This window comes from Bradyrhizobium neotropicale, assembly GCF_001641695.1.
GTDB classification, from domain to species: domain Bacteria; phylum Pseudomonadota; class Alphaproteobacteria; order Rhizobiales; family Xanthobacteraceae; genus Bradyrhizobium; species Bradyrhizobium neotropicale.
The window spans coordinates 162,930-179,711 of sequence record NZ_LSEF01000061.1 but is presented as its reverse complement, the minus strand read 5'-3'; the positions used below and the strand labels follow the sequence as shown (position 1 = coordinate 179,711).

Sequence of the window (16,782 nt, the reverse complement as noted above, 5' to 3'; positions counted from 1 at the left end):
CGGGTGACTGGCTCCTACAGCAACGAGCTTCTCGGTCATTCCGTGCGAATGGTTTGGGAAAAGGTATTGACAAACGGCAACCTCAACTAGAATCATCCTCCCACTGTATTTTTTACTTCTATGACGTTCAAGTTGCGGGCTTTGTCGCCGATTTGAACGAGTGCTTTTTCATTGGAGAATTCTCATGCTCATCGCCCACAGGGGTCGCCTCCTCGGAGCGACCATTCTTTCGCTCATTTCGCTCACCTGTTTGGCTACCGCTCAATCCTCGCTCTCTGAAGACCAGCGGAAGTCGCTTGCGGACGTTTACCGGCTCGATCCCGCGCGTGCGGCCAAAAGCCAAGCCGCGCAGAAGGAGCTTGATTTCCTTCTAGAAGCCCAGACCAAGCGCTCCGCGCTACCGGGGTCAACGCCCGAAGCCTACAAGCAGTACCTCCAGAACGATCCGGGCATAAAGGCGATGAAGTCTCAGGCTCCCGAACTGGGGACCCTGCTCCTCTGGAATCTGCATTCCCTGGACATGACCGCGATTGACCACACCCTGCTGGCGAGCCCAGACCAAAACGGGCATGAGCAGTTTGGCCCGCACAGAACCAGCCGCGTCTTGGCAATGGTCCACCTTGCCATGTTCGAGGCGGTCAATGCCGTGGACGACAAATACGAGAGCTACCACGACTTGCAGGACAAGATCGTTGCGGCGCTCAAGAAAACCTATCCGGACATTACTCGCGCGAAGCTCACATCGACGTCCGTCCATGTCGACACGGCGATCACCCAAGCAGCCCATGACGTGTTGGTCGCCCTGTACCCGCGCAAGGCCGATTTTGTTGACCTTGCCCAATCTCTCTCCTTCCAGAGCTTCGGCATTGGCACGGATCCCACCAAGTTCGACGCGACGCACAAACTTGGCTACGACCTGGGAAAGGCAGCAGCCAAGGCGGTTCTTGACGATCGCGGGTATGACGAGGCCGCTACCCAGAAGACGAAGGTCTCGACCTTCAGCGATGGATCGTCTGAACCAGAGCCAAACGCCAGCCAATTCCCAGCAGGTGACGCGACCCGCTGGCAGCCCGAGCCTTTCCATCCGCTCAATGGCTTGGCCCTGGGCGGCAACTGGATGCACGTGAAGCCGTTCGTGATGCGCGCGGCGGATTCTTTCCGACCAAGCAGGGAGCCGAGCAAGACCTCCGCCCAGTTCATCAATGCCTACAAAGACGTGAAGAAGTTCGGTGGAGACTCTCGCCCGAACCTAGTGGCGCCCCGCTACACCACTCCGACAACGCGCAACAACGACCAGACGGTGATCGGCAATTTTTGGGCCTATGATGCCACCGCTCTGCTTTGCGCCCCACCCCGGCTTTACAACGAGGTCACAACCTCCATTGCCCTGCACGAAAAGCCAGTCAGGAAGGTCGCCGACATGGCAAGGCTGCTCGCACTTGTGAACGTCGCAATGGCCGACGCCGGCATTTCCGCCTGGGACGCCAAGTTTGCCTTCAGGCTTGCTCGCCCGGTCACCTACATCCGAGCAGTTGCAGCAGACAGCAGCCCGGAAGGTATCGTCGACCAACACTGGACTCCCCTCGGTGCACCGGTCTCAAACGGCGCTACGGATGGCCGCAACCTGACCCCACCGTTTCCCGCTTTCCCTTCTGGTCACGCGGTGTTTGGTGGAGCACTGTTCCAGGCCTTGCGTGCTTACTGGGCCACGAACGGCAGCAATGAGCGGTTTGAATTTATTTCCGACGAATACAACGGCCGCAATTTTGGTCCGGGAGACACAACTCCGCGACCGCTGATCAAGAAGACGTTCAAATCGTTTGCCGAAGCAGAGAAGGAGAACGGTCGGAGCCGCATCTACCTAGGCATTCACTGGCAGTTTGATGCTGATGTCGGCATCGCGATGGGCAACCAGATTGCTACGCACGTTTACAATAATGCATTCCAACCGAAGCAGGTTTTGGCATCGGCAAAGTAGTAGAGGTGTCCGAACGGTGTTGCGCGTGAGTACTGGTGTGCTCCTGCGCAGCGGTGCGCAAGCGCTGTGCCGGTTCGACCCCGGCTGCCCGCACCACGAGATCTGACGGCGCAGACCGGCGCGGCAGCAGGATCCAGAAGCAGACGAGCGCAGTTGCGAGTTGGCCGAAGCCGCCCATGAAGGCATTGCCGGAGATCGAGGCCAACGTCGGTGCGACGATGGCGACCGTCAGCACGGCCGCGAGCGCGGCTGCGGGAAGGTCGACGACGAGGACGGCGGCATAGAGCGCCAGCTCGAAGAAGGCATACTCCTTCAGCCGGGGCGCGCAGAGATAGAGCGCGTACATCGCGAGCACGGTGATACGCTTCGCCATACCCGGATGATCGATCAGCCAGCGGTCGAGCATCGCCAGTGGGGAGCCCTTCGCGGACGGGTTCTCGGCGCGGACCATGCGCCACACCGATACGGCGAGCGGCGCGAGCACGAATGTGACGGCGGCGAACGCATAGAGCACGGCGACGACCGGCTTGCTGCCGGCGAGCGCGAAATGGTCGGCGAGCGTGAGCGCCAGGAACAGCAGCGACGGATTGACCTCGTTCCCCGGCGCATGCTGACCGGGGATCTGGCCCGAGATCGCGCTGAGCCAGCTCGGAAACAGGCTTGCGTAAAGCGTCGCCGAGATCAGGATCGGCAGGGCGAACATGGCGGCCGCCACCGCGATCAGGATCAGCTTGCGATGCCGCTTCTGCGGCAGGAAATAGAGCGCGGCAAGGACCGGGAAGAACACCAGCTTGAACGAGGTGACGAGGCCGAGCACGGCTGCGCCTGCAAGCAACGGCAGGAACGCGCCCTCTCCTTCGGACCGCGCCGAGCGCAACAGCAGCGCCAGCGCTGTCGCCGTGAGCAGACCACTCAGCACGGCAAAATTGCCGGTCGCCATGATCCATTCGAAGCCGAGGAAACCGCCGAACGCGAAAACCACTCTGAGCGCGATGTCATGCGGGCCCGGACGGCCGTTGCCGAGGCCGGGCAGCAGAAGCGCACAGAGCACGGCGAGGACGAGATAGATGCTCCTGTAATGCCCAACGAGAAACCCGCCCGCGCAGAGCGGCCGGAAGGCGTCCAGCGTGACCGGCAGGTAGGGATAGGAGAGCTCTGTGTCCCTCAGGTTCTTGACGAAATAGGGATCGAGGCCCACGAGATGGGCGTCCACCGCCGCGCAGTTCACGTGCGCGTCCCAGCCGAAATTTTTAGTGGCGCCGAGATCGATCGCAAGGCCCACGGCGACGAGAAGCGCCACGGCCGCGATGAAGCGGGTCAGCCAGACCGTTTCCAGCGCATCGGCCGCGCGCGGCCCTGCCCCCGCCTCAGTGGAAGAGGCTGCGACGCGACCGGTCATGGACGCGAGCCCTCCTGCGCGAGCCGCTTCGGCACTGCGCGAAAGTCCAGCAGCAGGATCCAGAAGCAGAGAATCGCGACCGCGATCTGGCCAAAGCTGTCGACGAACGCATTCCCCGTGATCGAGGCCAGCGTTGGAATGGCGATGGCGACGGTCAGCATGGCCGCGAGCATTGCCGCCGGAAGGTCGACGATGAGGACGGCGGCGTAGAGCGCCAGCTCGAAGAAGGCGTATTCCTTGAGCCGCGGCGAGCAGAGATAGAAGGCGTACATTGCGAGCACGGTGACGCGCATGGCCGCATGCGGATGATCCATCAGCCAGCGATCGAGCCGCGTCAGGAACGATTCGTCTCCAGCCTTCCCGATCGCGCGCAATAGCGACACGGCAAACGGTGCCAGCAGGAGTGCGAGGGCAGCAAGCCCATAGGTCGCGAACACGACCGGCTGGCTGTCGGCGAGCCCGACCTTGTCCATCACGCTCCGCGCCAGCAGGAGCAGCGACGGGTTGGTTTCCTCGAGATAGACCGAGTGCTGGTTGGGAATCTGTCCCTTGATCGCAAGCAGCCAGCTCGAAAACAGGTCCGGATAAAACAGCATCGAGATCAGAATCGGCAATGCAAAGCTGAAGCCCGCGACCGCAATCAGAATGATTTTCCGGCGGCGCGGCAGCGGCAGGAAATAGAGCGCCGCAAGCACGGGACAGAACACCAGCTTGAACGACATGACGAGACCGAGCAGTGCAGCACCCGCGAGGCGCGCGACGAAGCCCTGATCATCGCGCACGTCAGGCGCACCGGGACGAAGCAGCAGCGCCAGCGCGACCGCGGTGAGCACGCCGCTCAGAACCGCAAAATTCCCGGAGGCTGCCACCCATTCGAAGCCGACGAACGCACCGAGCGCACAGAGAACCCTGAGCGCAACGTCGCGCGGGCTCGCGCGCGTTCCGCGCAGGCCCGGCAGCAGCAGGCCGCAGAGCACGGCGAGGACGAGATAGACGCTCCTGTAGTGACCGACGAGAAAACCGCGCGCGCAGAACGGACGGAAGGCGTCCAGCGTCACCGGCAGATAGGGATAGGAGAGCCTGGTGCCCTTCAGGTTCCGGACGAAATAGGGATCGAGCCCTTCGACATGGGCATCGACCGCCGCGCAATTCACGCGGACATCCCAGCCGTATTTCACATCGAGCGTGGTGTCGTTGGCGAGATTGCCGAGCACAAGAAGCGCGACCAGCGCGATCAGGCAGGCAAGCCAGGTCGCGTGCGGCGGCGCGCCGAGATCCGCCGACGGTCCGAACCATCGTGCTGCACCGGAGACATCAGACACCTTCGGAGACCTTGCCTGTCCTGTTTGGCTTGGCGCAGCCGACGCCGCGCCTCATGAGCGAGCTGCCACAATGAAGAGGATGCGTTTCCGATTCATCCTGCCCGTCGAACAGGCTCCGCCGGACGCCCAGCTTTAGGCCGGCATGGTGAATCCCTGGTTTCCACGGCGAGGCCGGACGGCCAGCGCGATCGCCGTTTGGCGGCGCTATCTCGCCGAACGGGCGGCCAACCAGGCGTCAAGCGCTTCGCGGGTGTCGGATGTCGCCGCCATGCGCGCAAACTGCTCACCCTCGATGGCGAGGCCCTCGGCGATCGACGTATTCAGGCCTCGCGTGACGGCCGTGATGACCCGGGCGACCGCAAGGCGCGAATGCCGCGTGATGCGGTCCGCCATTTCGAAGGCGGTCTCGAGAAGCAGGTGATGCGGCACGATGCGGTTGACCAATCCCATCTCGTAGGCGCGTTGCGGCGGAAACGGATCGCCCGTCAGCAGGTACTCCAGCGCGGTCTTCCGGCCCGCGAGCCGTGGCAGGCGCTGCGTGCCGCCGAATGTCGGCGTGATGCCGATGTTGATCTCGGGCTTGGCGAACATCGCTCGGTCGCTGGCGACGGCGAGATGCACCGCTTCGGTGATCTCGCAGCCGCCACCGAAAGCGAGGCCGTTGACGGCGGCGATGATCGGCTTTGGAAACGCTTCCATGCGCGCGGTCATCCCCTGCCCGCGCCGGACGAACGCCTTCACCGCCGCATCCGGCCCGTCCTTGATGCTCTCGGAGAATTCTGCGATGTCGGCCCCTGCGGAGAAGGCGCGCTCGCCCGCCCCCGTCAGCACGACGGCACGAATTCCCGCGTCGTCCTCGATGCGGTCGAGGATCGCCATCAGCCGATCGATCAGCGCGTAGCTCAGCGCATTGAGCTTGTTCGGGCGGTTCAGGGTGACGAGCGCGATGGCGCCCCGGGTTTCCGACAGAATCAATTCGGACATGTGGGAGGCTCCTTCTAGATCGAACAAGCCGCCGCGGCGGCGCCGGCAATCAGCCACAACGGCGCCGTTGTGTATACTCACTAGACAGTATACTTTGACCGCCATGCCCAGGGACGGTGACAAGACGCGGGAGCAGATCGTCGTTGCAGCGACCCGGCTGTTCTATGGCCAGGGCATCAAGGCGGTGAGCATGGATGCGGTCGCCGAGAAGGCCGGCGTCACCAAGAAGACGCTCTATTATCACTTCACCAGCAAGGACGAGCTCGTCGCCGCCACCATCGCGGCCCGGGACCAGCCGACGCTGGACCTCTACAGGCGCTGGTTCGCGGAAACCGCCGGAAGCGCGGCGGACAAGGTTCGCGGCCTCTTCATCAAGCTCGGCAGATCAGTGGATACGCCGCGATGGCGCGGCTGCGGCTTCCTGCGCACCATTGCCGAACTCGCCAACACGCCTGCCCACCCGGCGGTGAAGGCCGGCGCGGCGCACAAGAAGCGTTTCGAGGCCTGGCTCGAGACGGAATTGCGCAGCGAGGACATCCCCGGCGCCGCGGCCCTGGCGCGCCAGATCGTGATCCTGCTCGACGGCGCGACGACCGTGATGCTGATCCACCGCGACCTCGATTACGTGGAGGCAGCGGGACAGATGGCGCGGAGCCTCGTGGAGGGCGCGCAACGCTGATTGCCTGGGCAGATGCGATGGCTGGCGCCTGCTCACCATTTGTTGTCCACCTGCCTACCACCCATCCCGAAACATGGGTTGTGCAGCGCAGCATTCCCGATACAACCACCTCTGAAATCAGAGGTAAGCTTCCTTGTCCGACGTCAATGCCGACAGTTGGGTGTCCTCGGGACACCGTCCGATGGGTTTTCCCGAATTCGTCATCGTGATCGCGTCCATCATGGCGCTGAATCCGCTTGCGATGGACATGATGCTGCCGGCGCTGCCCAACATCGGGGCGGCCTTCCATATTCCCGTCGCCAACCATCTGCAGCTCGTGCTGTCGACCTTCCTGATCGGCTTTGGCGTCGGCCAGTTCGTCATGGGGCCGTTGTCCGACCGTTTCGGCCGGCGGCCGGTGCTGCTCGGCGGCATGGCCGTCTATGCGGTGGCGAGCGTGCTGGCGGTCGCCGCGCCCTCCTTCGAGACGCTGCTGCTGGCCCGCGCGCTGCAAGGGCTCGGCACCTCGGCGACGCGCGTGATCGCGACCTCGATCGTGCGCGACTGCTATGTCGGCCGCCGCATGGCGAGCGTGATGTCGCTCGCCATGATGGTGTTCATCGCCGTGCCCGTGATCGCGCCGTCATTCGGACAGGCGGTGCTGCTGGTGACCGAGTGGCGCGGCATCTTCGTCGTGCTGATGCTCTACGGATTGCTGGCGCTGGCCTGGAGCGTGCTGCGGCTGCCGGAAACCCTGCCCGCCTCCGAGCGCAGGTCGCTCGCACCAAGCGAAGTGCTCGCCGCGTTCCGCCAGACCGTCACCAACCGCCAGACCATCGGCTACGCGACCGCCGCGGGCAGCGTCATCGGCGCGCTGTTCGCCTTCGTCTTCTCGGCCCAGCAGGTCTTCACCGGCATCTATCACCTCGGCCACTATTTCCCCCTCGCCTTCGCCGCGATTGCGGCCGGCACCGCGATTGCCGCCTTCCTCAACGCGCGGCTCGTCGGCAGCCTCGGAATGCGCGTGATCTCGCACGGCGCCCTGACGCTCTATGCGGCGGTCTCGGGCGTGATGCTGCTCGCGGTGAGCCTCGATGCATTGCCGCTGTGGCTGTTCATGGCGCTGTCGGCGCTGATGATGTTCTCGTTCGGCATGATGGTCGCCAACTTCACGGCGCTCGCGATGGAGCCGCAGGGCCATATCGCCGGCACCGCGTCCTCGCTCTACGGCTCGATCACGACCTTGATCGGCATCGTCGTCGGAATGGTCATCGGCCAGAGTTTTGACGGCACGCTGCTGCCGTTCTCGACCGGCTTCTTCCTGTCGACGCTGTTTTCGCTCGCGATCGTGCTGATCGTCGAGAAGGGACGGCTGTTCAGGCCGCATCGCAGGAGCGCAGCCGGTCAGGACCAGGGCGCCTGAGCCGCGCGCCGCGCGGCGTTTGCAAGCAAAGGAGTGGAAAAGGGACGGATGTTTCACCGGCCAACGGCGCGCGGAACTTCCCCGCGCGCTCGATGTTGTCCTGCAGCAATCAAAAAGGTCGGCTCAATGGAACTTGAACGCAACGAAGACCACGACACCTCTGAACGAACGAAAGCCGAGCGTTCGGGGTCGGGCACCGAGCAGGCCGTTTTCACCCCGCCCTTCGCGAGCGAAGGACTCGAGCAGGTGCGCGACAGTCACTGCTGAGCGCGCACTCTAGTCCGCCCCGCGCCTGCTGGCACTGAAATCATCGGCAGCGCTCTCCGGGTTCGTGCCGCCCTTACGCGGCGGCACCATCAGCACGACCACTTCGCGCCTGACGCCGGGCTTGCCCCACAGCGTGGCCTGCACGGTGAACTCACGCCTGACGAAGTCCCCGGCACGCGCGGACACCCCGTCCATCCAGTCGCCGCAATTGGCTTGGTCACGGAAACAGAGCGCGGCCCAGCCGCGGTCCAGCGTCGTCTTGTGCGGCAGACCCCAGGTGTATTGATACGCGAAGGGCCGCGCGTAGTACGGGTGGTCCGGGCTGTAGAACGCCGTCGCGAAGGCCAGCGAATCGTCGCCACTGACGGCGCTGAGCGGCTCGCCGGTCAATTCACGCCATTGACGCGTCAGCTCGTTCGCTGCCTGCGCGTACAAGTTCCGGTCCTCTTCGTAGCCATGGGTGTTGCGGTAGACGGCGTGGATCGGCGCAGCGACCAGTACGGCGGTGAGCGCGACACCGGCCGTCGTGAGCGTAAGGTTGACGGTGTAGAACCGCTCAATCGGATAACGCGTGCCGCAGACCACGAGCACGGCAAACAGGAACAGCCCCTGCAGCGCCCACAGTGACGGCAGATCCGTCCTCATCGCCAGCGATGTCAGCACCGGAAGCACGATCGTGCCGATCGCGACGTAGAAGAGAAGGCGCAAGCCCAGGCTCATCGCGGCGAAGTCGGCCGGAAATTGTCTCAGCCGCCTGCCCGCGATGAACACCCAGAGCACCGCCGACACGCTCATGGCCGCCGCCAGCCCCAGCAGGAAATCCACGTTGTCGGCGAGCGAAATCACGGCATCGCGATTGGCGTGGGTCATCGCATAGGTGAAAGTCGAGGCGCCGGTCGTTGCGAGCCAGTAGATGTGCGGCGACAGGACAGCGAGCCCGGAGACGATCGATATCCAGGGCGAGGCGGAGGTGAAGTAAGCGCGTCGCGCTGGATGAGCCAGAGCTGCGAATGCAAAGCTCGTGACGAGGAAGATGGAATAATATTTGCCGACCATCGCCAGTGCCGTCGTGCACCCTGCGGCAACGGCCCAGAGCACCGTGCGGGTCTCGAACGCACGCAGGAAACACCAGGTCGCCAGCGGCCAAGTCGCGAGCAGCACCGAATTGGCGTTGAAGCGCTGGGCGTGGAATTGATAGGCCGGTGTCAGCATCAGCAGCAGCAGCACCAGGATGCGCTTGTGCCCGGTCACGAACTGCCGCGAGACGAGGTCGACGAAAAACAGCGCAAGCCCCGCATTCGCCATCGCCATCAGTTGCAGCGACCAGTCGCTCGGCGGAAAGACGGAAGTCCAGGCCGCGGCCACCCAGCCCATCAGCGGCGGATGCTTGTGATAGCCCCACGCGAAATTCCGCCCCAGCGTCCAGGCTTCGAGCGTGTCGGGATGCAGGCCGCCGCCGGCATAGGCGATGACCAGATAGAGCGTCCAGATCGCGACGAAACAGACCAAAAGAAGCGGCACGGCCCAGCCCGTCTCGACGGCGTCGAGCCAGCGCAGGAAAGGCCGGCGCCACGGTGCAGGCGAGCGATCCGACCGTTCGGCCATCGCCTGGAATGCAAAATCGATTGGCACGTGAACCAAATGGAGGGAAGGAAAGTGATGCGCGAAGACGGCACATTTATTTCAGGATAGAAACAAATAGCAACAACTAGAAATTGGAAGAGTTAAAATTTCCCGCCGTTTCAGCCGAACCGGGACCGCAAACGACGACGGCGCCGCTGGTGGCAGCGGCGCCGTGTCCTGATCGAGACGAAAGGGCAGGAGGCGCCCTTCCCTTACTCCGTCTTGTCGATGTTCCAGAAGATCGGCGTGGCCGGGCCGTCGAGCACGCCGGTGAGCGACTTCCGCCACGCGCTCGGCGCCAGATACTGGCCGAGCGGGATGTAGATCACCTGGTCATAGGCTTCCTTCTGGATCTCCGCCGCGATCTTCTTCTGATCGTCGAGCGAAGCGGCACGGACGAAGGCGTCCTTGAGCTGCTCGATCTTGGGATCTTCCGCCCAGCCGAACCAGCCCTTCTTGCCCTGGCCGCCGATCGAGAGATTGGCGATCGGGTTGGAGACGTCGGCGCTGACCCAATTGGTGAAGAACATGTTCCAGCCGCCCTCCTTCGGAGGCTTCTGGCTGGCGCGGCGGCTCACCACCGTCTGCCAGTCGGTCGCCTGCGCGTCGACTTTGAAGCCGGCCTCGCGGAGCAACTGGACCGCGACCGTCGGCTGCGCCTTCAGCGTCACGACGTCGCCGGGCACCATGACCACGACGGGCGTGCCGTCATAGCCGGATTCGGCGAGCTGCTTCTTGGCTTCCGCCATGCCGTTGCCCTTGACCAGCGATTCGGAGCCGACGTCGGTCGCGAATGGCGTGTCGCAGATGAAGAAGGCGCCGCAGATCTTGTAGTATTTGGGATTGCCGACGAGAGCGTCGAGCACGTCCTTCTGGTTCATCGCCAGCAGCGCCGCGCGACGGATCTTCGGATTGTCGAAGGGCGGATAGAGGAAGTTCATGCGGCCGAGCGTCTGGTAGCCGAACTTGTTCAGCACTTCGACCTTGAGGTCCGAATTGCCTTCAAGAACCGGCAGCAGGTCCCACGGCGGCACTTCCATGAAGTCGATGTCGCCCGATTGCAGCGCGTTCACAGCGGTCTGCGCGTCCGGCATGGTGATCCATTCGACGCGGTCGACCTTCACCACCTTGCCACCGGCGGTCCAGCTCGCCGGCTCCTTGCGCGGCACGTAATCGGCGTTCTTGACGTAGACCGCCTTCACGCCGGGCTGGAATTCGCCCTGCACGAACTTGAAGGGGCCGGAGCCGATCTGTTCGGGAATCTGCTTGTCCGGCGGCGTCTCGGCGAGACGCTTCGGCATCATGAAGGCCACCCGCGAGGACGGCTTGCCGATCGACTCGAGCACGAGGCCGTAGGGCTCCTTGAGCTTCAGCGTAATGGTCTTGGCATCGGTTGCTTCCAGGCTCGCGGTGAAGTCCCAGAGCTTCTGGCCCATGCCGTCGACCGCAGCCCAGCGTTTCAGCGAGGCGACGCAATCTTCCGCCGTCACCGGCGCGCCGTCATGCCACTTCAGGCCGTCGCGCAGCGTGAAGGTGTAGGTGAGCTTGTCGTCGGAGATCTTCCAGTCCGCCATCTGCGGCTGGATCTTGAAATTCGAATCCGTCGCGATCAGCGTGTCGTAGACCATGTAGCCATGGTCGCGCGCGATGTAGGCGGTCGTGAAGATCGGATCGATGATGCGGAGGTCGGAATGCATCACCGCCGTGATGGTCTTGCCGGCCGCAAGCGCTGGCGAAGCCAGCGCCGTCGAAAGCGCGACGACCGACAGCGCAAGTTTGGAGGTGAACGCGCGATACCCCCGGCGCATCAAGTGGAACATGGAAAGTTTCTCCTGACGTGAAACTGTTCAAAGGCAGGTTATTGGTTGAGCATTCGGATCGTTCTTTGGGCGAACTAACCTCATGCAATGCCTTTATCTTTTCGAGACTTGCAGACAGCCTTCAGCGCGTCAATCCGGTTTCGCTGCAAGCCATGGCGGCGCACGCACGGGCTCCACAAGCTTCGGTTTGGCTCTACAACTCTGTTCGCTCATCCCTCCCGCGCTGATGCAATGCGCGTTCCATCTTTGAAGTGAGAGATCCCGATGAATCCAGCCAATCTTCCCTTCGATTCCGAAGCCATGCTCCAGGGCCTGCGCGGCTGGGTGGAATGCGAAAGCCCGACGTGGGATGCGAATGCCGTGAACCGCATGCTCGATATCGCAGCGCGGGATATGGCGATCATGGGTGCGACCATCGAGCGCATCGCCGGCCGGCAGGGCTTTGGCGGCGTGATCCGCGCGCGCTTCCCGCATCCCAGGCAGGGCGAGCCGGGCATCCTGATCGCCGGGCACATGGATACCGTCCATCCCGTCGGCACCATCGAGAAGCTGAAGTGGCGGCGCGAGGGCGCCAGGTGCTACGGCCCCGGCATCTACGACATGAAGGGCGGCAATTACCTTTCGCTGGAGGCGATCCGGCAGCTGATGCGCGCCTCCTTCACAACCCCGCTGCCGGTCACCGTGCTGTTCACGCCTGACGAGGAAGTCGGCACGCCCTCGACTCGCGACATCATTGAGGCCGAGGCTGCGCGCAACAAATACGTGCTGGTGCCGGAGCCCGGCCGCGCCGACAACGGCGTGACCACCGGTCGCTATGCGATCGCGCGCTTCAATCTGGAAGCCACCGGCCGGCCGAGCCATGCCGGCGCAACACTGTCGGCCGGACGCTCGGCGATCCGCGAGATGGCGCGGCAGATCCTCGCCATCGACGCGATGACGACCGACGACTGCACCTTCTCGGTCGGCGTCGTGCATGGCGGACAATGGGTCAACTGCGTCGCCACGACCTGCACCGGCGAAGCGCTCTCGATGGCCAAGCGCCAGGCCGATCTCGACCGCGGCGTCGAGAAGATGCTGGCGTTGGCAGGTACAACCAATGATGTCACCTTCAAGGTGACGCGCGGCGTGACGCGGCCGGTGTGGGAACCCGATGCCGGCACCATGGCGCTCTACGAGAAGGCGCGCGGTATCGCCAAGGCGCTCGGCGCCGAATTGCCGCATGCGAGCGCCGGCGGCGGCTCCGACGGCAACTTCACCGGCGCGATGGGGATCCCCACGCTCGACGGCCTGGGCGTGCGTGGTGGCAACGGGCACACGCTGGACGAGTACATCGAGGTCGACAGCCTGGTCGAACGCGGCCGCCTGATGGCGGGGCTGCTGGCGACGCTGGATTGATTTCTAGACTCCGTCATTCCGGGGCGCGGAACAGAACTCGCACCCTTAAAACGCTTTGGCCGCACTGCAAAAACTGTGGCCCTGATGGCACGGGAATTGCTCAAATGTTACGCTGGTGGCAACCTGCCAAGAGCGGTGCCACGGTTTGACTCCAATCTGACGGATCCAACTTGCTCGGATATCTCGTTCGCAGAATTTTCGCCGCCGTGCCCGTGATGGGCGTGGTGGCGCTGTTTGTCTTCCTCCTGCTCCGGCTCACCCCCGGTGATCCCGCCGCGATCCTCGCCGGCGACAACGCCACGCCGGAACGGCTGGAACGCATCCGCACTTCGCTCGGCCTCAACGAGCCCCTGATCGTGCAGTTCATCACCTGGGTGAACAAGCTGCTGCATGGCGATCTCGGGACATCGCTGATCTCCAACCTGCCGGTGCTGAAGATGATCAGCCAGCGCGTCGAGCCGTCGATCTCGATCGCATTATCGACCATCATCCTTGCCGTCATCGTCGCCGTTCCTCTGGGGGTGATCGCGGCCTGGAAGCACGGCACCTGGATCGACCGCTTCGTGATGGGGCTGTCGGTACTCGGCTTCTCCGTACCGGTGTTCGTGGTCGGCTACATCCTGATCGAGATCTTCGCCATCGACCTGCGCTGGGTGCCGGTGCAGGGCTTCAAGAGCATCAGCGCCGGCTTCGGACCGTTCTTCGAACGCATCATCCTGCCGACCTGTGCGCTGTCCTTCATCTATATCGCCCTGATCGCGCGCATGACGCGCGCGGCGATGCTGGACGTGCTCGGCGAGGATTACGTGCGGACCGCGCGCGCAAAGGGCATCAGCGAGGTCGCGGTGATGATGCGGCACGCGCTGCGCAACGCCGCTGTGCCGGTCATCACCGTGATCGGCACCGGCTTTGCGCTTCTGATCTCCGGCGTCGTCGTCACCGAGAGCGTGTTCAACATCCCCGGCATCGGCCGCCTCACCGTCGATGCGGTGCTGGCGCGCGACTATCCGGTGATCCAGGCGATGATCCTGCTGACGTCGCTGATCTACGTCGTCGTCAATCTCCTGATCGACGTCGCCTACACCCTGCTCGATCCGCGGATCCGTTACTGAGGCAAGGATATCCAGAATGTCGGTCGATACCCTTCCCCAGTCGTCCATTCCGATCACGTCGCCGCTCAGGCCTCGCTTCGGATTCCTCACGTCGACGCCGATCATCGCGGCGGCGACGGTCTGCCTCGCGCTGATCGTGCTGATCTCGATCCTCGCGCCGCTGATCGCGCCGCATGATCCGATCCAGCTTGCGCCCTCGCAGCGGCTGAAGCCGGTCTCCGCGCAATTCCTGCTCGGCACCGACGCCTATGGCCGCGACCTGCTGTCGCGCGTCATCTATGGCGGCCGTATCTCGCTGCTGATCGGTATCGGCTCGGCCGTCCTGTCCGTCGCCATTGGCCTTGCGATCGGCCTCGTCTCCGGCTTCTTCAAGCTGGTCGATTCCGTGATGATGCGCATCATGGACGGCCTGATGGCGATGCCGAGCATCCTGCTCGCAATCGCGGTGGTGTCGTTGTCGGGCGCCAGCATCTGGACCGTGCTGGTGGCGATCACCATCCCCGAGATTCCGCGCGTGGCGCGCCTTGTGCGCTCGGTCGTGCTGTCGGCGCGCGAGGAGCCCTATGTCGAGGCCGCCATCTCGGTCGGCTCGTCCCTGCCGAAGATCATGTGGCGTCACCTGATGCCGAACACGATTGCGCCGCTGATCGTGCAGGGAACCTATGTCTGCGCGTCAGCGATCCTCACCGAGGCCATTCTCTCCTTCCTCGGCGCCGGCATTTCGCCGGAGACGCCGACCTGGGGTAACATCATGGCCGAGGGCCGCCAGTACTTCCAGCTCAAGCCGTCGCTGATCTTCTGGCCCGGCCTGCTGCTGTCGATCGCGATCCTCAGCATCAACCTGATCGGCGACGCGGCCCGCGACGCACTCGATCCGCGCATGAAGCAGCGTGAGGGGAAGTGATGCAAGTAACGCTGTCATTCCGGGGCGCGCCCCTTGGCGCGAGCCCGGAATCCATTTCACCACCTGTACTGCGGCCCGATGGATTCCGGGCTCGCGCTCCGCGCGCCCCGGAATGACGAGAGAGCTTGCATGACCAACACCGTCCTGAACATCAACAACCTCGTCGTCACCGTCGGCAAGAAGTCGAGCGGGCCGAAGATCATCGACGGCATCTCGATCCAGGTCCGCGAGCGCGAGACGCTGTGCCTCGTCGGCGAGAGCGGCTCGGGCAAATCGGTGACTTCGCTGACCGTGATGGGCCTGCTGCAGAAGGGCTCGCTGAACCCGACCGGCGGCAGCGTCAAGCTGGTCGGCGAAGAGCTGCTCACAGCGACCGACCGCCGCCTGCGGCAGCTCCGCGCGACGCAGATGGCGATGATCTTCCAGGAGCCGATGACCGCGCTCAATCCGGTCGTGCCGGTCGGCCGCCAGATCGACGAGGTGCTGCGCGCCCATACCGATCTCGACGGCAGAGCGCGGAAGAAGCGCATCCTCGACATGATGGAGCATGTCCGCCTGCCGCAGGTCGAGCGCATCTTCGCCTCCTACCCGCACCGCCTCTCCGGCGGCCAGCGCCAGCGCATCATGATCGCGATGGCGCTGGTGCTGGAGCCGAAGCTCCTCATTGCGGACGAGCCGACCACCGCGCTCGACGTCACCACGCAGAAGCAGATCCTCACCCTGATCCGCGATCTCCAGCGCGATCACGGCACCGCCGTGCTGTTCATCACCCACGACATGGGCGTGGTGGCGGAGATCGCCGACCGCGTCGCGGTGATGCGGCAGGGCCGGCTGGTCGAGACCGGACCGCTCGACTCCATCCTGCGCAATCCGACCATGGAGTACACCCGCAACCTGCTCGCCTCGGTGCCGAGCCTGGTGCCACGGCCGGCGCGCGAGGAGACCAAGGAACCGATCGTGCTGGAAGCCAACGATCTCGGCAAGGTCTATCGCGAGCGCTCGTTCTTCGGCAAAGGCCGCGAAGTCGTCGCCGCCGACAAGGTCACCCTCACGCTGCGCAAGGGGCGCACGCTCGGCATCGTCGGCGAAAGCGGCTCGGGCAAATCGACGGTGGCGCGCTGCATCGTCCGACTGATCGACCCGACCTCCGGCGGCGTGCGCCTTGCCGGCCGCGAGATCTCCGACCTGTCGCGGCGGCTGCTGCAGCCGCACCGCCAGAAGATCCAGATCGTGTTCCAGGATCCCTACCGCTCGCTCAACCCGCGCGTCACCGTCGGCGAGAGCATCGCGGAAGGCCCGATCAACTACGGCGTCGCGCACGCCGATGCGATGAAGCGCGCCCGCGAGCTGCTCGAGCTCGTCGGCCTGCCGGCCGACGCCGTGGCGCGCTATCCGCACCAGTTCTCCGGCGGCCAGCGCCAGCGCATCGCCATTGCCCGCGCGCTCGCGCTCGATCCCGACGTGCTGGTCGCCGATGAAGCGGTCTCCGCGCTCGACGTCTCCGTGCAGGCGCAGGTGCTGGAACTGCTCGACGAGATCCAGAAGCGCCTCGGTATTGCGATCCTGTTCATCACCCACGATCTGCGCGTCGCAGCCCAAATCTGCGACGAGGTCGTGGTGATGCAACACGGCCGCGTCGTCGAACAGGGCCCGGCGGGCGAAGTGCTGATGCACCCGAAGGAGGCCTACACCAAGTCGCTGCTGGATGCGGCGCCCGGCCGCGGCTGGGATTTCGCGAACTTCCGGCCGGTGGCGGAGGGTGTGGCAGCGAGCGTGTAGCTTTCGCCGCTGTCATTCCGGGGCATCGCGAAGCGATGAGCCCGGAATCCATCGGGCCGCGGACACTGTTGCACAATGGATTCCTGGCTCGCCCAAGTGGGCGCGCCCCGGAATGACG

13 protein-coding genes are annotated in these 16,782 nt (G+C 64.2%); 8 read left to right on the top strand and 5 right to left on the bottom strand.

Going from position 1 to position 16,782, the window contains the following annotated elements; all coding sequences use genetic code 11:
* Positions 1–184 precede the first annotated feature (184 nt).
* A complete protein-coding gene (locus AXW67_RS21050) occupies positions 185–1,978 on the top strand; it encodes a vanadium-dependent haloperoxidase (protein WP_063679379.1) in 1,794 nt (597 codons plus the stop codon).
* Here AXW67_RS21050 and AXW67_RS21045 read toward each other — a convergent pair.
* The 3 genes from AXW67_RS21045 to AXW67_RS21035 form a co-directional block, all read right to left on the bottom strand.
* Positions 1,920–3,377, bottom strand: coding sequence for a glycosyltransferase 87 family protein (locus tag AXW67_RS21045; RefSeq protein ID WP_063679378.1), 1,458 nt, complete (start codon positions 3,375–3,377; stop codon positions 1,920–1,922). The genes AXW67_RS21050 and AXW67_RS21045 overlap by 59 nt on opposite strands.
* On the bottom strand, positions 3,374–4,699 hold the full coding sequence (locus AXW67_RS21040; protein WP_063679377.1) for a hypothetical protein: 1,326 nt from the start codon (positions 4,697–4,699) through the stop codon (positions 3,374–3,376). Before AXW67_RS21040 ends, AXW67_RS21045 begins: the two co-directional genes overlap by 4 nt.
* A gap of 204 nt (positions 4,700–4,903) precedes the next feature.
* Entirely contained in the window at positions 4,904–5,683 is a 780-nt protein-coding gene (locus AXW67_RS21035) for a crotonase/enoyl-CoA hydratase family protein (RefSeq protein ID WP_027552453.1), read from the bottom strand.
* Positions 5,684–5,786: 103 nt separating this feature from the next.
* Here AXW67_RS21035 and AXW67_RS21030 point away from each other — a divergent pair, with 103 nt between their 5' ends.
* The 3 genes from AXW67_RS21030 to AXW67_RS43255 all read left to right on the top strand — a co-directional run bounded on the left by AXW67_RS21030 (position 5,787) and on the right by AXW67_RS43255 (position 8,031).
* A complete protein-coding gene (locus AXW67_RS21030) occupies positions 5,787–6,362 on the top strand; it encodes a TetR/AcrR family transcriptional regulator (RefSeq protein WP_063679401.1) in 576 nt (191 codons plus the stop codon).
* A gap of 133 nt (positions 6,363–6,495) precedes the next feature.
* On the top strand, positions 6,496–7,764 hold the full coding sequence (locus AXW67_RS21025) for a multidrug effflux MFS transporter (RefSeq protein ID WP_063679376.1): 1,269 nt from the start codon (positions 6,496–6,498) through the stop codon (positions 7,762–7,764).
* Between the two features lie 126 nt (positions 7,765–7,890).
* Positions 7,891–8,031 (top strand): hypothetical protein, encoded by a 141-nt coding sequence (locus AXW67_RS43255; protein WP_198024719.1) that lies wholly within the window; start codon positions 7,891–7,893, stop codon positions 8,029–8,031.
* Between the two features lie 9 nt (positions 8,032–8,040).
* Here the strand turns inward: AXW67_RS43255 and AXW67_RS21020 are convergent, their stop codons facing one another.
* The gene (locus AXW67_RS21020; RefSeq protein ID WP_245315653.1) at positions 8,041–9,636 is read right to left on the bottom strand and encodes a glycosyltransferase family 39 protein; all 1,596 of its coding nucleotides are present in this window, start codon (positions 9,634–9,636) and stop codon (positions 8,041–8,043) included.
* A 230-nt stretch (positions 9,637–9,866) separates the two neighbouring features.
* On the bottom strand, positions 9,867–11,474 hold the full coding sequence (locus AXW67_RS21015) for an ABC transporter substrate-binding protein (protein ID WP_063679374.1): 1,608 nt from the start codon (positions 11,472–11,474) through the stop codon (positions 9,867–9,869).
* Between the two features lie 264 nt (positions 11,475–11,738).
* Here AXW67_RS21015 and AXW67_RS21010 point away from each other — a divergent pair, with 264 nt between their 5' ends.
* The 4 genes from AXW67_RS21010 (at position 11,739) to AXW67_RS20995 (ending at position 16,664) form a co-directional block, all read left to right on the top strand.
* Entirely contained in the window at positions 11,739–12,869 is a 1,131-nt protein-coding gene (locus tag AXW67_RS21010) for a M20/M25/M40 family metallo-hydrolase (RefSeq protein ID WP_063679373.1), read from the top strand.
* 170 nt (positions 12,870–13,039) lie between these two features.
* Positions 13,040–13,981: an ABC transporter permease gene (locus AXW67_RS21005; RefSeq protein WP_027552459.1), complete on the top strand. Its 942-nt coding sequence runs from the start codon at positions 13,040–13,042 to the stop codon at positions 13,979–13,981.
* 16 nt (positions 13,982–13,997) lie between these two features.
* Positions 13,998–14,885, top strand: a complete 888-nt coding sequence (locus AXW67_RS21000; protein ID WP_063679372.1) for an ABC transporter permease — start codon at positions 13,998–14,000, stop codon at positions 14,883–14,885.
* A gap of 129 nt (positions 14,886–15,014) precedes the next feature.
* Entirely contained in the window at positions 15,015–16,664 is a 1,650-nt protein-coding gene (locus tag AXW67_RS20995) for an ABC transporter ATP-binding protein (protein WP_063679371.1), read from the top strand.
* The last annotated feature ends 118 nt before the right edge of the window (positions 16,665–16,782 follow it).

Bases quoted from the DNA above. Each gene is read 5' to 3' on its own strand.
- AXW67_RS21015 (WP_063679374.1), bottom strand. From the start codon at position 11,474: ATGTTCCACTTGATGCGCCGGGGGTATCGCGCGTTCACCTCCAAACTT.
- AXW67_RS21035 (WP_027552453.1), bottom strand. From the start codon at position 5,683: ATGTCCGAATTGATTCTGTCGGAAACCCGGGGCGCCATCGCGCTCGTC.
- AXW67_RS21030 (WP_063679401.1), top strand. From the start codon at position 5,787: ATGCCCAGGGACGGTGACAAGACGCGGGAGCAGATCGTCGTTGCAGCG.
- AXW67_RS21020 (WP_245315653.1), bottom strand. From the start codon at position 9,636: ATGGCCGAACGGTCGGATCGCTCGCCTGCACCGTGGCGCCGGCCTTTC.
- AXW67_RS21000 (WP_063679372.1), top strand. From the start codon at position 13,998: ATGTCGGTCGATACCCTTCCCCAGTCGTCCATTCCGATCACGTCGCCG.
- AXW67_RS43255 (WP_198024719.1), top strand. From the start codon at position 7,891: ATGGAACTTGAACGCAACGAAGACCACGACACCTCTGAACGAACGAAA.
- AXW67_RS20995 (WP_063679371.1), top strand. From the start codon at position 15,015: ATGACCAACACCGTCCTGAACATCAACAACCTCGTCGTCACCGTCGGC.
- AXW67_RS21050 (WP_063679379.1), top strand. From the start codon at position 185: ATGCTCATCGCCCACAGGGGTCGCCTCCTCGGAGCGACCATTCTTTCG.
- AXW67_RS21045 (WP_063679378.1), bottom strand. From the start codon at position 3,377: ATGACCGGTCGCGTCGCAGCCTCTTCCACTGAGGCGGGGGCAGGGCCG.
- AXW67_RS21010 (WP_063679373.1), top strand. From the start codon at position 11,739: ATGAATCCAGCCAATCTTCCCTTCGATTCCGAAGCCATGCTCCAGGGC.